The sequence below is a fragment of the Polaribacter sp. genome, assembly GCF_036480315.1.
Lineage (GTDB): Bacteria > Bacteroidota > Bacteroidia > Flavobacteriales > Flavobacteriaceae > Polaribacter.
The window spans coordinates 1-14,681 of the sequence record NZ_JAZGGG010000065.1; the positions used below are offsets into that span (position 1 = coordinate 1).

Annotated in this window: 12 protein-coding genes and 1 pseudogene; 6 read left to right on the forward strand and 7 right to left on the reverse strand. The window is 28.6% G+C overall.

Annotation, left to right across the window (positions count from 1 at the left end; all coding sequences use genetic code 11):
• Window positions 1–160 precede the first annotated feature (160 nt).
• A complete protein-coding gene (locus tag V3V28_RS13740; RefSeq protein WP_331365586.1) occupies window positions 161–1,249 on the reverse strand; it encodes a hypothetical protein in 1,089 nt (362 codons plus the stop codon).
• A gap of 69 nt (window positions 1,250–1,318) precedes the next feature.
• Window positions 1,319–1,990, reverse strand: coding sequence for a C40 family peptidase (locus V3V28_RS13745; protein ID WP_331365587.1), 672 nt, complete (start codon window positions 1,988–1,990; stop codon window positions 1,319–1,321).
• Between the two features lie 428 nt (window positions 1,991–2,418).
• On the opposite strand from V3V28_RS13745, the gene V3V28_RS13750 reads away from it, so the two are divergent.
• The 3 genes from V3V28_RS13750 to V3V28_RS13760 all read left to right on the forward strand — a co-directional run bounded on the left by V3V28_RS13750 (window position 2,419) and on the right by V3V28_RS13760 (window position 5,036).
• Window positions 2,419–3,018, forward strand: a complete 600-nt coding sequence (locus V3V28_RS13750; protein WP_331365588.1) for a hypothetical protein — start codon at window positions 2,419–2,421, stop codon at window positions 3,016–3,018.
• A gap of 624 nt (window positions 3,019–3,642) precedes the next feature.
• Complete coding sequence (locus V3V28_RS13755) at window positions 3,643–4,395, forward strand: sensor histidine kinase (RefSeq protein WP_331365589.1); 753 nt, start codon at window positions 3,643–3,645, stop codon at window positions 4,393–4,395.
• On the forward strand, window positions 4,392–5,036 hold the full coding sequence (locus V3V28_RS13760; RefSeq protein WP_331365590.1) for a response regulator transcription factor: 645 nt from the start codon (window positions 4,392–4,394) through the stop codon (window positions 5,034–5,036). The genes V3V28_RS13755 and V3V28_RS13760 overlap by 4 nt, the downstream gene beginning before the upstream one ends.
• A gap of 103 nt (window positions 5,037–5,139) precedes the next feature.
• Here V3V28_RS13760 and V3V28_RS13765 read toward each other — a convergent pair whose 3' ends face one another.
• The 3 genes from V3V28_RS13765 to V3V28_RS13775 all read right to left on the reverse strand — a co-directional run bounded on the left by V3V28_RS13765 (window position 5,140) and on the right by V3V28_RS13775 (window position 9,993).
• Window positions 5,140–5,568 (reverse strand): hypothetical protein, encoded by a 429-nt coding sequence (locus V3V28_RS13765; RefSeq protein ID WP_331365591.1) that lies wholly within the window; start codon window positions 5,566–5,568, stop codon window positions 5,140–5,142.
• Between the two features lie 140 nt (window positions 5,569–5,708).
• Window positions 5,709–7,157, reverse strand: coding sequence for a DUF5689 domain-containing protein (locus tag V3V28_RS13770; protein ID WP_331365592.1), 1,449 nt, complete (start codon window positions 7,155–7,157; stop codon window positions 5,709–5,711).
• A gap of 28 nt (window positions 7,158–7,185) precedes the next feature.
• The gene (locus tag V3V28_RS13775) at window positions 7,186–9,993 is read right to left on the reverse strand and encodes a carboxypeptidase-like regulatory domain-containing protein (protein WP_331365593.1); all 2,808 of its coding nucleotides are present in this window, start codon (window positions 9,991–9,993) and stop codon (window positions 7,186–7,188) included.
• A gap of 218 nt (window positions 9,994–10,211) precedes the next feature.
• Here V3V28_RS13775 and V3V28_RS13780 point away from each other — a divergent pair, with 218 nt between their 5' ends.
• The gene (locus V3V28_RS13780) at window positions 10,212–11,261 is read left to right on the forward strand and encodes an endonuclease/exonuclease/phosphatase family protein (RefSeq protein WP_331365594.1); all 1,050 of its coding nucleotides are present in this window, start codon (window positions 10,212–10,214) and stop codon (window positions 11,259–11,261) included.
• Between the two features lie 29 nt (window positions 11,262–11,290).
• Window positions 11,291–11,980 carry a hypothetical protein gene (locus V3V28_RS13785; protein WP_331365595.1) on the forward strand — a complete coding sequence of 230 codons (690 nt, stop codon included), beginning with the start codon at window positions 11,291–11,293 and terminating at the stop codon, window positions 11,978–11,980.
• An 88-nt stretch (window positions 11,981–12,068) separates the two neighbouring features.
• Here V3V28_RS13785 and V3V28_RS13790 read toward each other — a convergent pair whose 3' ends face one another.
• Window positions 12,069–13,598 carry a ribonuclease E/G gene (locus tag V3V28_RS13790; RefSeq protein ID WP_331365596.1) on the reverse strand — a complete coding sequence of 510 codons (1,530 nt, stop codon included), beginning with the start codon at window positions 13,596–13,598 and terminating at the stop codon, window positions 12,069–12,071.
• Window positions 13,599–13,914: 316 nt separating this feature from the next.
• Window positions 13,915–14,220, reverse strand: coding sequence for an HU family DNA-binding protein (locus V3V28_RS13795; protein WP_331365597.1), 306 nt, complete (start codon window positions 14,218–14,220; stop codon window positions 13,915–13,917).
• Between the two features lie 126 nt (window positions 14,221–14,346).
• Here V3V28_RS13795 and V3V28_RS13800 point away from each other — a divergent pair.
• Window positions 14,347–14,681, forward strand: a pseudogene (locus V3V28_RS13800) (A/G-specific adenine glycosylase); the annotation flags it as partial.

The window sequence follows — 14,681 nt, forward strand, 5'->3', positions numbered from 1 at the left end:
TAATACCTCTAAAATTTTCTCGTAATTTGCTCTAAAGCTGTTCATCTATTTAAATGTTTGAAATTCAATTAAATATACGATTCTCTTAATCAATGAACAGCTTTTTTATAATGCACAACAGGTAATACTTATTATTTTTAAATTTTTCATGATTTTAATTTTATGAATTAATAATTTCAATTTCAAAAGCATTTTCACCTTTGTTGTTTTGATTTATTTCAATTGACTTAATACAATACTCTAATACAATTTTATAATCTCCAGGCTTAATACCTCTTGTTAATAGAGTAAATTCTCTACTAGAACAGATACATCCTTCTAAATCTCCAAAGCAAATTAATTTGTCTGGTACAATTTGAATTTCTTTTTCTCCGTTTGATAGAATTCTTCCATTAGGAATTAAATTTATGCTAGTTATAGTTAAACCTCTTAAACTTAAATTTCCATAAGGATTACATGCAGTTATGTATAAAATTTCATCATCGTGACTTTCAATTTGATCTCTCTTTGAATCTCCCCAATGCATATGAAAACAAGGTTCTAAATTAGGTAAATCTAACATTGAACAAGTTTCTTTAGAATGAGGCTCTACACATCTTTTATTATTATTTCCTTTTCCGTTAATTGTAAAATGTTTTTCTAAAGCTCTTTTTTTAATAGTCTTTGTTTGTTTTTCACCTTCATCACTGCAAGGGCTGCATCCTACTAAATATTTTACAGGAATTCTAAATACTAAAAATTCATCATGATTATGACCTCCAACAAAAGGATTTGAAGAATTATTACTATTATGCCAAACCCAGTTAGCATTTATATCTATTCCATTAATAGGATTAACACTACTATAAATACTTGAAGTGTTTGCATTTGTTGGTCCTACAAAAGGTTTTTTCCAATCTAAAGGAACTGAAGGTGTAACAAAACTATTAATTTCATTTTTTGTTGGAAATTGATTATTATCTTTATTACTCTTTGTTGGTAAAACTTCCCATAAAGGATTACCAGTATTTATTGTTATTCCTCCAGAAAACGAACCAATTAATCCTTGTTTGGTACTATCATCACTCCAAGCAATAACATATAAGTATTCGGGCTTTAAAGCATTAAAATTTATATGCTCTCCATTAAAAATTTGACTCGCTTGTGTATTAGTAGCTTGTGTAATTTTTGTGTGGACACTGTTTTCATCTCCTATCCATATAGAATAACTATTGTCACAAGTAAAATCTGCTTTAATATTAACTAACATAACATTTTTTTTAATCTCACCTACTCTATTTAAAACTGGCTTTTCGGTTTCCGCCTATATTTTTAAGAATCAACCTTTTTTTTCTAATAATAGATTTATGTATTTCTTAGTCTTTAAATCATAGATTCCTGTTGCTTCTCTGCAAAATTCTGTAGATTGCAATAAGATTAGAGCTTTTTCTGTTTTAGGCCCAAAATCCCCATCTGAAGTACCCGTTTTATAGCCAAAAAATTTTAGGATATTCTGTAATTTTTCTACTTCTACACCTTTTACTCCTCTTTTTAAAATCGGTTTTGGTAAAATTGGTTTTCTACTTGGATTTAGCCTTCTAAAACCTAGTAACTTCTCTGCCGAATAAGCAGAAATAGATACAGAGTTTTCTTGGTTTCCTCCCAAAGTATAAATACGTTCTGCATTTTCAGAATAACCTAAAAAGATACCTACGTGTCCTTCCCATGAATTTATATCATTCCTATAGTACACAACAATATCACCAGGTTCAGGGCTATTGATAGATTCCCCTACATTTAACCAAGAGCGAGCAGATGCAAAACCGCTTCTTTTTAAGCCTGCTTTTTTTGCTACCCAATTTATAAAAATGCTACACCAGGGAGTTTCATCATTATTTACCCATGGAAAACCAGATTCTTTTGCGTATTCTAAAATGCGTTTACTATCTCTACTTCCTGCAATTTCCTTTACGCCAATCTCATTAATAGCTACATTTAATAAGTTTTTCATTTTATTTTTTTTTGGTGCTACAAAATTGCAATCAAAAAAAAACCTACACAAGAGGCTAATAACTATAACATTAGAAGATAAAGTTGGTTTTTATAAGGGGTTTTCACTATTTTTAATAGAAAACGAAAAAAACACCTTACATAAAAAGTAAGGTGTTTATAGCAATTTCCCCTGAAGACAAAATGATATCATAAGTAGCTCATTTATAATGCAAATCTCTAAATTGTCTTAAAAATCCACAACAGGTATAACCTTATAATTTATACAGGAAAAACACCCTTTTTAAAAAGGAATATGCACTTTATATTATTGGGCTTTTTTTGTAACACACTGGTTTAATGCGCATTGTTTACAAAACACCTCTCTCCTTACTTTTTAAATAAATTAAAATTGTAAATTGGCTACCATTAACCCAAAAAAATTAAATTATGAAATCAGTTAACAAGAAACTTTTATTACTATTTACATGTCTACTAGTTTTTTCCTCATGTTGTTCAGATTGTAACAAAGATAAAAAAGAAGTTACTAAACCAACAAACTTATTAACTTACAAAGAAATAGCATCTATGTTACAACATTATGATGCTAATAAAAAACAAGCTTTAATGAAAGCTTTTGGTAAAGAAGATTCTAGAGTTATAAATATACCTGTAGAACAATTAAAAAACTATATTGCTTATGTAGAAAAATTATCTAAAGAAAAAGAAATAAAATTAACAAGTATTAATTTTGTGATGGCCTCTTACCCAGAGAATTATAAAGATGAAAAAGTTAGAGAGTTTCAAACTTTTTTTTACATCCCAGCCACATCTATTAATGGTGAAACAAGAGTTAGTTTTGATCCTTTACATTCAACAAAAGGTAAACCAGCTTTATTTAGAGATATTTTACAAAAATATAATTACACTTGGACTTATGATTCATTTAAACAACCTAAAATGATGGAAAATAAAGCGATGATGTTCCAACAAACTATTGACAGAGAAAGTTCTGCTGGAAACAGAAGTCATATAAGTCCACCAATGTAATTTGATAACCTCTATTGTACATATTATCTCTTTTATTGCCGTTTTTCTGTACTTATTTTTTTACTTTAAGTTTAAGAAAAATGATTGGATTGTCTATTTTTTATGCTTTATAATTTCAATTAGCTTAATTGATTTTATAGCTCTTTTACTTAAATGGTATGAAGTAAAATCAATGCTTTTATATAATATTAATATATTATTTGAATTTAATTTTGTCTTTCTATTTTTCCTTAAAGTGGTAAAAAGAAAACAATTTAAAAGAATAATTAAGATTGTAATATTAATTTTCAATTTAACATTTATTCTAACACTTTTTTATTACGGAATATCTTTATTTGTTAGGACATATAACACAATATCTGTTCTTATTGGCTCTACATTAGTTGGCATAACTAGCATTTTATATTTAAGAGAATTTTTAATATCAGATAAAATAATTAATTACAAAAAAGACAATACATTTTGGATAACAACAGGGTTATTAGTTTATTATTTAGGAGCTATGCCGTTATTAGCTATAATTAATTATTTGACTGAAATCCCACCTTCAGATGTAGCAAAATTATTTTATATAATGAATGCATTAACTATCTTTATGCACAGTTGTTTTATAATTGGATTAATATGGAACTTGAAAGAAGTAAAATAATATTAATAATTGCAACTCTAATTGTTGTTTTAGGCGTGATATTTATAGTCTTGCTTTTCACTGTTTTTCAACGTAGAAAAAACAAGTTACTGCAAGAACAAGAAGAAAATAAAAAACGTTTCGAAAAAGAAATTGCAGAAACACAAATAGAAATTAGAGAAGAAACGCTACGTAATATTAGTTGGGAATTGCATGATAATATTGGGCAGCTTTTAACCTTGGCAAAGATTCAACTACAAAGTGTTACTGAAGAAAATATAAACGAAGTTTCAGAAACCATTTCTAGAGGTTTAAATGAAGTTAGAGCTTTATCTAAATTGATAAATCCAGAAGCTATTAAGAACATTAAATTAAGAGAGGCTATTCAATTAGAAATTGATCGTTTTAATCGTCTAAATTTTATTGATTCTAGTTTAGTGATTACCGGACAAGAAAGTGAAATAGATAAAAAATCTAGTATTATTATTTTTAGAATTTTACAAGAATTCTTTTCTAATACCATTAAACACTCTAAAGCTTCTACTTTAAAAGTGACATTGAATTATACAGATAAAAACTTGTTTATTTCTGCTTCGGATAATGGAATTGGTTTTTCTTCCGAAGAAAATTTAAATAAAGGAATTGGTTTAGAAAACATAAAAAACAGAGCTAAATTAATTGGCGCTGAAGCAAAATTTTCTTCTGAAAAAGATAAAGGAACCACACTTTCAATAAATTATAAATTATGATAAAATACTCGGTAGTTATTGTTGATGATCATACATTATTATCGCAAGCAATTGCAGGTATGGTAAATACTTTTGATAAATTTAAAGTTTTATATACTTGTAAAAACGGACAGGAATTAATTGACAAATTTTCAAATTCACCAAAGAACATTCCTGATGTAGTTCTTATGGATATTAATATGCCCATTATGAACGGAATAGAAACCACCGAATGGATAACAAACAACCACCCAGCCGTAGATGTAATGGCACTTTCTGTGGAAGATGCTGACGCTACCGTTCTTAAAATGTTAAAAGTTGGTGCTATTGGGTATTTATTAAAAGACACAGAGAAATCAGTTTTAGAACACGCATTAATAGAAGTTGCAGAAAATGGCTTTTTTCATACTAAAAATGTTACTAATTTATTAATGCAATCTATTTCTGGAAACGGAAAAAACTCAATTACTTTTAAAGAAAGAGAACTTACTTTTATGAAATTAGCTTGTACTGAATTAACCTATAAAGAAATTGCAGATAAGATGTGTTTAAGTCCAAAAACGATTGATGGTTATAGAGATGTTTTATTTACAAAGTTGAATGTTAAAAACCGTGTAGGACTAGTTATGTATGCAATTAAAAATAAAATTTACACATTATAATTTTACATTTTCTTTTAAAAATAAAAACCAATAAAGAATAAACTTTATTGGTTTTTTGTACTAAATTATATTTTTAGCAACTGAATTTAAAATTTTCTTCAGTTTATAACTTTTCAATATTAAAATAAATATCTTTCATTTTTGGGTTATTTTTATCTAAAACTTCTGCTTTTAAAGACAATGTTTCATTTTCTCTTAAAAGTAATGTTACTGTTTTATGAGACTCTTTTCTTGAATATGAACTAGCAGTTTTTCTAGTTATTGTTGCTGTTTCTTTATGTATTTCAGAATTAATTTTTAAAGATAATGATGTTTGTGTGTTATTATAAAAAGTTTCTAACGCGTTTTGATAAAACCCCCAAGACACCTTATAAAGCCCATATACAGGTATGATTAACATAGTACCTTTCCAAAAAGAGTTATTATTACTAAACATTTTTGTTTCAAAATTTAAAACGCCACTTGTTGTTAATTCTTCTAATTCTAATCTTACAGAAAAACTAGTTTCAATTATATTTTCTAAAGTATTCATGTTTTTTTATACAAAGCTATACATTCTTTTAAATTCCAGTAAGAGGAAAAACACCCAATTTATTTAATATTTCACTTTAGAAAACAAAAAACCAGTAAAGAATTAACTTTACTGGTTTTATATTTTTGTTTTTGAAAATATTAGTTTCCTCTTACTTTTATATTATCTAAATGATATCTAGTGGTAGCTATTGGGTCTGCCCCTAAATAAAAAAATCCGATTCTAACATTATTACCCTCTATACAAGAAATATTTATGGGCCCTACAGTTTTAAAATCACCAAAACCACTATTTGGACCAGAAGGAATTGTAGCATCTAAACGCTGCCAAGTTGCATTTGTTGGGTCACCTGAATAATTTGTAGAAATAAATACCGATAAATTTGTGCCGTTATCATAACTCGCTTGAATATCAAAAAGTAATTCTTCATCTGTTGTATTATCCATGTTAATTGCAGGAGTAATTAACCAAACATTTGCCATGGCATTACCAGATCTAAAAGCAGAAATTCTAGAATAAGTACTTCTAAAACTATCTATAAACCAACTTGTGTTTGTTCCATCAATATTTATATTACCCCAACCTTCTGATGTATAAGAACCAAAACCTTCAAAATCTTCAGAGAAAAAAATTGTTCCACCACCAGGTATACTTGTACACTCTAGAACGGGAGGATCGCATCTTTCGAAATTCGTAAATTCTATATCTGATGGTTTATTAGCAATTGCTACCAAAACCTCTGATCTAAAATCTTTAGATAAAACAGCTGTAAAAACACCTTTTCCTTGAGGTACTAAGTTGGACTTAAAACTTGCAAACGTACTTGTTTGTAATTGAATTGTTTTTTCTGTTTCACATTCGAAAATAGTTCTAAAACCATCAAATTGATCATTAGCTTCGCCTGCAAAAGTTTTTGTTAAGTCTGACTTTAATATTTGTACATCGGTTAATTGAATCATTGTACTAATATGAGCTCCTGTAATATCTGCTAACTTTATATTTGAGGGAATAATTTCCACAACTGTTGCTGATCTAAAAATATGTTTTTCCACAGATGTTGAAGGAATATCATCTACTCTAACTCCATCTAAAACTCCTAAAACATACTTTCCAACAACAGAGTTTGTTGGATCAATATCGTCAACTGAACTACTATTAGTATTATTACCACCATCATCATAAGAAACAGATAAACCATCTAATTTAATATAGATTTTTCTACCAATATCAAAAGTTTCGCTTAATGAAGTTTGATTTATAACTATTTCAATTCCTGCAGTTGGGTTTTCAGCTTTATCTTGCACCATTAACTTTTTATAAAAGTTACCAGTTGCACCACTAGAAGCCACATAACCTACTGCATAAGTAGGATTGTCTTCATTTTCAAAGAATGTATACACTAAATTTCCGCTAGAATTAAACTCTTGTTGCAAAGCTGTTTTAACTGCTAAAATTGTAGAGTTTGCTGTAATATTTGGCTCTACTACAGAAACATCTGGTACTGTAAAATCTCCATCTTGCACACAAGATATTAATGTAATGGCTATCATTATAAATGATAAAAAGCCGTAAATTTTATTTGTTTTCATAATTATAGATATTAATGAATTTTTTATTTTAAAATCTGTAGTTAACATTTAAGAAATAAGACGTTCCTCTACCAAACCAATATTTATTTCCAAAGACAGGTGTATCTAGCGCCTTATCTTCTTTCAGTTGTCTGTAATTTGCATTTCTACCTTGCTCAAAACCTCCAGATTTGTACTTGGTGTTAAACAAGTTACCAAGACTCGCAAAAAAACTAATATATTTATTTCCAACTTTCCAAGATTTACCACCAATCATATTTACAACCATATATTCATTAAACCTTTCTTGTTGTAATAATTGTCTTGCAATATCTACATCGTAGTTATTAAAAGGGATTCCTCCGTCGTCTGCAAAGTTTGAAGTTCTTGTTAAAGGAGCTATATCTACATACACATTATCAAAAAAGTTTACAGTTGCACCAACAAACCAATAGTTTGGATCTCTATATTCGAAACCAACAGAATAAGCTGTTTGTGGGCCTGCTGCTAATTTGTAATTCTTAAGATTTGAGGCACCAAAATCTTTACGTCCATTTACAAAACCTGCATCAGTAGAACGTGTGTTGTTCTCTGTGGTTAAATATAAATTAGGATTATTATCATAGGTATATTGCCCTAAATTACCTGCTGCTTTTAATTTTATGGTTGATGTAACTTGTGCTTCTATACCAAATTCTGCCCCAAAATGTTTTTTATCAATTTCTGATAAAATCTCTTGTACAAAAGCTGTATTATCTCCACCAATACCATCAGCAAAGAAAAAAGAAATTTCTGTAGCATCTTGTATTTTTGTATAATAACCCGTTATTTTTGCTTGTAAAATTGGACCTCTAAAAACATAACTTGCATCTGCAGAAATAATTTTCTCACTTGTTAAATTATCTACTGTACTATTATTTTCTCTAGAATTAGAAAATGAGTTTCTTAAATTAGGAGCTTTGGTTAAATAACCTGCATTAAAATTTAATAAATGACGACCAGTTAATTTATGAGTTAAACCTGCTTTTACACCATAATTTGTAAAACCTAATTCTTCGGATTTACCTAATGAAGTCGTTTGAAAACCACCATTTTGAAACAAACCTTCTCTTTGATGTGAAGTTTTAGTAACACTCGCTGCCATATAAAAATCTACTTTGTTGTATTTAAATTGTCCTTGAATAAAACCATCTAATACACTAGAAAATAAGTTGAAATTGTATTTAAGTTTTTCACTTACTCCAACAATATTTAAGGTGTTTAATAAATCGTTTTGTTTTTCATCAAAAGAATCAGCAAAAGAATCCACATCTAAATAACCTGTACCTCCTAATAAATCTAATACTTCTGCAAAGTTCCTAGATTGTAATTTAGTATATTGAACTCTACCATTTATTGTAATGTTTTCTGAAATTTCTTTATACAAAATACTGTTAAGGGTAAATTGAGTATCATCATTCCTGTCTTCATATAAAACATAAGAAGAATTACCACCATTATTAAGGTTTAAATTTGCGTTATACAAACGATTCCAATTTAATTGACCATCTTTTACAAAGTTTTGTTGAATACCATAAATATTAGAATATCCTTGTCTTAAACCATAACTAGGTAATTTCTGGTAATATGTTGGGTCTGGATTAGAAGCCCCTAAATTAACTATGTAAGGATTTTCGTTACCATCCAAAGCAGTTCCATCTACTCTAGTTCCATTATTATCTATTCTACTATTTCCTGTTTTACCAAATTGATAAGAAATATTAGTATTAATAGAAGTAGTCTTATTTAAATTCCAATAATGATTCAACATTAAAATTGGTTCAGAAACTTCTTTTATACGAGAGTTTCTAATTTCATTATTCTGTAAACCCCAATAAGAATTGTACTTTAACCCCTTTAAATCAAAAACTTCTTGCGTTTGTGGTGCAGATTTACCTCTTCTATTAAAGGCGGTTATAGAAGTAAAATTTAAGCTGTGTTCTTCATTAAATTTCTTTTCAAGAGAAACAAAAAATGAATTTGCATTATACAATGTACCGTCGACAAAACCCTCACTACCAGCTCTTCTGCTAGCTGAAATTGTATAAACCCAACCTTTTTTTGACATCCCAGAAGAATGTGTAGCCATAACTCTGTGTAGGTAACTTCTGTTAGCAGTGGCATAAGAAATTCGAGTTCCTTGTCTTTGTACTGATGCTCTTACATTAATGTTTGTAGAACCTAAAATTCCACCAAAAGTATAAGCAGACGCTGTTGAACCTGTACTAAATTCTTGATTTCTTAAAACGTCATTTAAACCTCCCCAATTACTCCATTGTGGTCTTCCACTATAAAGCTTGTTCATGTCTAATCCATTAATGAGTAGTTTTCCGTTTTCAGAATCTAAGCCTTTAATTCTAAAAAATGAAGAGCTAAACTCAAAAGCTGCTGTTCTTAAATAAACATCTTGACTTGCTTGTAACAAACCCGAAATATTATCTGAAGCGCCTCCATCATCATTTAATTCATCATCTGTAATTGTAACAATACTTAAATCTTGGTCTTCAGTAATATCTTTGTACAACAAGAGAATTCCTAAATCTATTATTTTACCCGAAAGCTCGACAGGGAAATTTTGTGTTTCATAACCTAATAATTTAATTTCTATAATGTAATTTCCATTGGTAAGGTTGTTTAAATTAAAAACACCATTTGCTTTGGTAAACTGGCTGATTGAAGTATTAATTACACGAACCAAAACACTTTGTAATGGATTTTCTGAATTACTGTCTACAACAATTCCTTTTACAAAATTTTGAGAATTTATTGTTGTAAAACACAATAGAAACAGAACTATTAGGACAATAGTTTTTTTCATAATATTTACTTTTTAATTTTCTAGCGTAGTAAAGCTAGCCTTTTTTTATTTAAAAAAAGAATAAATACCCTATTTTTAATTTTCTACAAAGCCTTTGGTCTTTAACATTTATGTTAAAAAAACATAAATATGTTAAAAAAACATGTTTATATGTTAAAGTATCATTATATAGTTTTTGGCTTAATTTTTGTTTTATAAATTTGCATTAATATTATAGAATGTATAAAAAAGCAACTATTTTACTACTATTATCAATCTCCGTTTCTTTTGGACAGAAGCAGGGGAAAAAATATAATATTAGAACAATTGCTTTTTATAATTTAGAAAACTTGTTTGATACCATAAACGATGTAACTAAAAACGACGAGGCTAGTCCAATAATGAAACTGAAATCTAATAAATCTAAAGTTTATTGGGATAAAATTGATAAGCTTTCTAGTACAATTGCACAAATCGGTTTAGATAAAGCAAAAACAAGTCCAGCAATTATTGGAGTATCTGAAGTAGAGAATTTGAGTGTTTTAGAAGATTTAGTAAAGTCTAAACACCTAATTAAGAAAGGCTATGGAATTATTCATTATGATTCTCCTGATAAAAGAGGAATTGATGTAGCTTTATTATATCAAAAAAGATATTTTAAGCCCATTTATCATAAAGTTTTTAACCCTAATATTTATAGGAATAACTATAAGGTTTATACAAGAGATCAATTATTAGTTTCTGGTTATTTAGATGATGAATTAATTCATGTAATTGTAAATCATTGGCCCTCTAGAAGTGGTGGAGAAGCCAAAAGTAGACCTTTACGTGAAAAAGCAGCATATCAGAATACAAAAATTATAGAACAAATAAGAGAGCAAGAACCAAATGCTAAAATTTTAACTATGGGGGACTTTAATGACGACCCTATAAACTCAAGTTTTAAGAAAGTTCTAAAAACAAAGAGTAAAAAGAAAAATGTAGAAGAAGGTGATTTGTATAATCCTTACGAAGATTTGCATAGAAGAGGATTTAATACGCTTGCCTACAGAGACAATCTTAACTTATTTGATCAAATACTTTTTACATCTCAATTATTAGACAAAGGAGAGAAAGATTTTTCTACTTACAAAATGTACAAAGCAATGATATTTAACAAACGTTTTTTAAGCGATAAAAAAGGAAGATTCAAAGGATATCCTTTTAGAAGTTTTTCAAACGGTAGCTACACAGGAGGATATTCAGATCATTATCCTGTCTATATTTATTTAATTAAAGAAAAACAATAATCTATTAACTCAAAACAAATTATAAAATTATGAAAAAATTATTATGGTCAATATTCCTATTGGGAAATGTATGCTTAGCACAAGGAGGATTAACTGCTATTAGCCTAATTGAAGAAACAGCTCGTGTTTTTAACGACATGAATTATAAGACAGATGGTATTAATGGTCATCAATATTTACTAGATGAATGGGGTTATGGGCAAATAACAATTAATGATTCTATAAATGCACCACAAGCAAGAATACAATATGACATGGTAGCAGGAGAACCAATTATAGGAAACGCAGCTAGAGCAAAAAAAGGTTTTATATTAAGAGATAAATCTGTAACAGGTTTTGTAATTAATAACACATCTTTTGTAAGAATTGAAACAAATAGATTTGTTGATGATGTTTATAGAAACTACTTTGCTGTACCAACATTATCTAAAGGGAATTATCTTTTAATTGATTACAATAAAACTTTAAAAGAGCCTTACGTTCTTAATAATGGCTACAATAACACAGAGCTTAACAAGAAATACGTAACAATAAAAAAGTTTTATATTCTTAACAAAGACAACAAATATGCTAATGTAAGATTAAAGGAAAAAGATATACTTAAAGTTCTTTCGGACAAGAAAAAAGAATTAAAAAAGTATATAAAAAGCAATAGATTAAAAGTAAAAAATGAAAGTGATGCTGTAAAGCTTTTAGCATATTACCACACTTTAAAATAGATAGAAAGGTTCTATAAAAACAAAAACCCGCAACTTAAAAGTTGCGGGTTTTTTTGATAAAAAATTATTGCCTTTTACAATTATAAAATTAATCTCTTGGAGATTTAAATCTATAATGTAAGTATGTGTAAGCATCTCTAGGTATAATGGTAATCCACTTTTTGTGTTTTAGATACCATCTAAAACGAATAGAATTTACGCCTTTTAAAAGATAAGCAGCAATAAAAGGATGCAAGTGTAATTGTATCTTTTTATTTTTTGGATTAGAAATAAATTTTTCTAAATCTGCTTCAATTTTGTCTAATAAGACAATTGGCGCTTCTACATCTCCATTTTTATTTGGGTTGGCTTCGGTAGTTTTTATACTTAACTCAGGTCTTACCCTTTGTCTTGTAATTTGTACCAATCCAAATTTACTTGGAGGTAATATTTTGTGTTTTGTTCTATCTAGAGCCATTTGCTCTTTTAGATGCTGATACAGTTTATTTCTGTTTTCAGCTTTGTGCATATCAATAAAATCTACAACTATAATTCCACCCATATCACGTAATTGTAACTGACGTGCTACTTCGGTAGCTGAAATTAGATTTACTTCTAATGCAGTATCTTCTTGAGAACCAGCTTTATTAGAACGGTTTCCGCTATTTACATCAATAACATGTAAAGCTTCTGTATGCTCTATAACTAAATAGGCACCTCTGCTCATAGAAACTGTTTTACCAAATGATGTTTTAATTTGTCTTTCAATTCCATATTTTTCAAAAATAGGAGTTTCAGATTTGTGTAATTTTACAATTTTTTCCTTTTCAGGATAAATCTCTTGTAAATACTCTTTTATTTCAACTTTCAAAGTTTCATCATTTGTTACAATGTTTGTAAAAGAATCATTCATAACATCTCTTAGAATTGAAGATGCTCTGTTTAATTCACTCAAAATTTTTGTTGGTGTGTTTGTGTTTGGTATACTTTTACACATTCTTTGCCAACGTTCTAGTGAATTTTGCAAATCTTTATCTAGTTCTGCTACCTTTTTTCCTTCAGCAACAGTTCTTAATATAACGCCAAAACCTTTAGGTTTTATGCTCTTTGCTAATCTCTTTAAACGTTCTTTTTCTTTTGGGTCTTCAATTTTTTGAGAGACAGAAACTCTATTAGAAAAAGGAACTAAAACTAAAAACCTACCAGCTATAGAAAGTTCTGAACTTAATCTTGGCCCTTTTGTAGAAATTGGTTCTTTTACAATTTGCACCAACAAGTTTTGCCCTGTTTTTAGTGCATTATTAATACTACCGTCTTTGTTAATGTCTTCTTCCTTTTGGAAGTTCTTTAAAGTGAATTCTTTATACTTACCTGTGCTTACTTTCTTAATGAAAGAGTTTAATGAATTTACCTGCGCACCTAAATCATGATAATGTAAGAACCCATCTTTTGGATACCCTACATTAACAAAGGCTGCATTTAAACCTGTTAACACTTTTCCTATTTTAGCTAAAAAAATATCGCCTACAGAAAATTTGTTATCAGTTGTTTCATTATTTAATTCAATAAGTTTTCCATCCCTTAATAAGGCAAAATCAATATCAGATGAATTTGAACGAATTATTAATTCTGTTTTCATGCTGAATTTGGTTTTAACACTGCACTGTATTGTGCAGATGGATTAATATTGTCAGGTATTTTTAAATACCGTGAGAAGATCTACTGCTTTACACAGCAAGTAAACCCTCTAATGTCAATGAACTTTTTGTTTGTAATCTTTTTCGCTAAATAATAAACGAAAAAGTAAGCGTTAGCTTACTTTTTCTTTTTGTGTCTATTTGCTCTAGCTCTTTTCTTTCTTTTGTGTGTAGAGATTTTTGCTCTCTTTCTTTTTTTACCGCTTGGCATAATGTTAATTGTTTTTTAAACCATTTAAGGTTTAGATTAGTATTTTGTTACTTAACAGCTACTTTACTTTTTACTCCTTCAGTAAAAGTTTTTGCTGGTTTAAAAGCTGGAATGTTATGAGCAGGAATTTTAATAGTTGTATTCTTTGAAATATTTCTACCTGTCTTTTCTGCTCTTGTTTTGATAATAAAACTACCAAAACCTCTTAAATAAACGTTGTCACCATTTTCTAATGCACCCTTTACTTCAGTCATAAATGCTTCCACAGTTGCCAAAACATCTGTTTTTTCAATTCCTGATTTATCTGAAATTTTTGATACGATATCTGCTTTCGTCATGTCTCTTTTTTTAATATATATTTTATAATTTACTCTCAAAAATGCGGATGCAAATATATGATAATTAATCAATTCCAAAAAAATAAAGACTTAAATTTATGTGAATTTTAAAATGTAATATTGCAATTCTATTTTTTAAAGATGAAATTTTCTAACTCACTAATTTATTGGTACTTACAAAATAAAAGAGAACTACCTTGGCGTAAAGTTAAGAACCCATATTTCATTTGGTTGAGTGAAATCATGCTACAACAAACAAGAGTTGCTCAAGGATTATCTTATTATTTAAAATTTACAAGCACTTTTCCGTCTGTTTTCGACCTCGCAAAAGCAGATGAAAGCACCGTATTAAAAATGTGGCAAGGCCTCGGATATTATTCACGTGCAAGAAACCTTCATTTTAGCGCAAAACAGATTGCTAATGAACTCAATGGAGAATTTCCATCAACCTATAAAGAAATTATTAAATTAAAAGG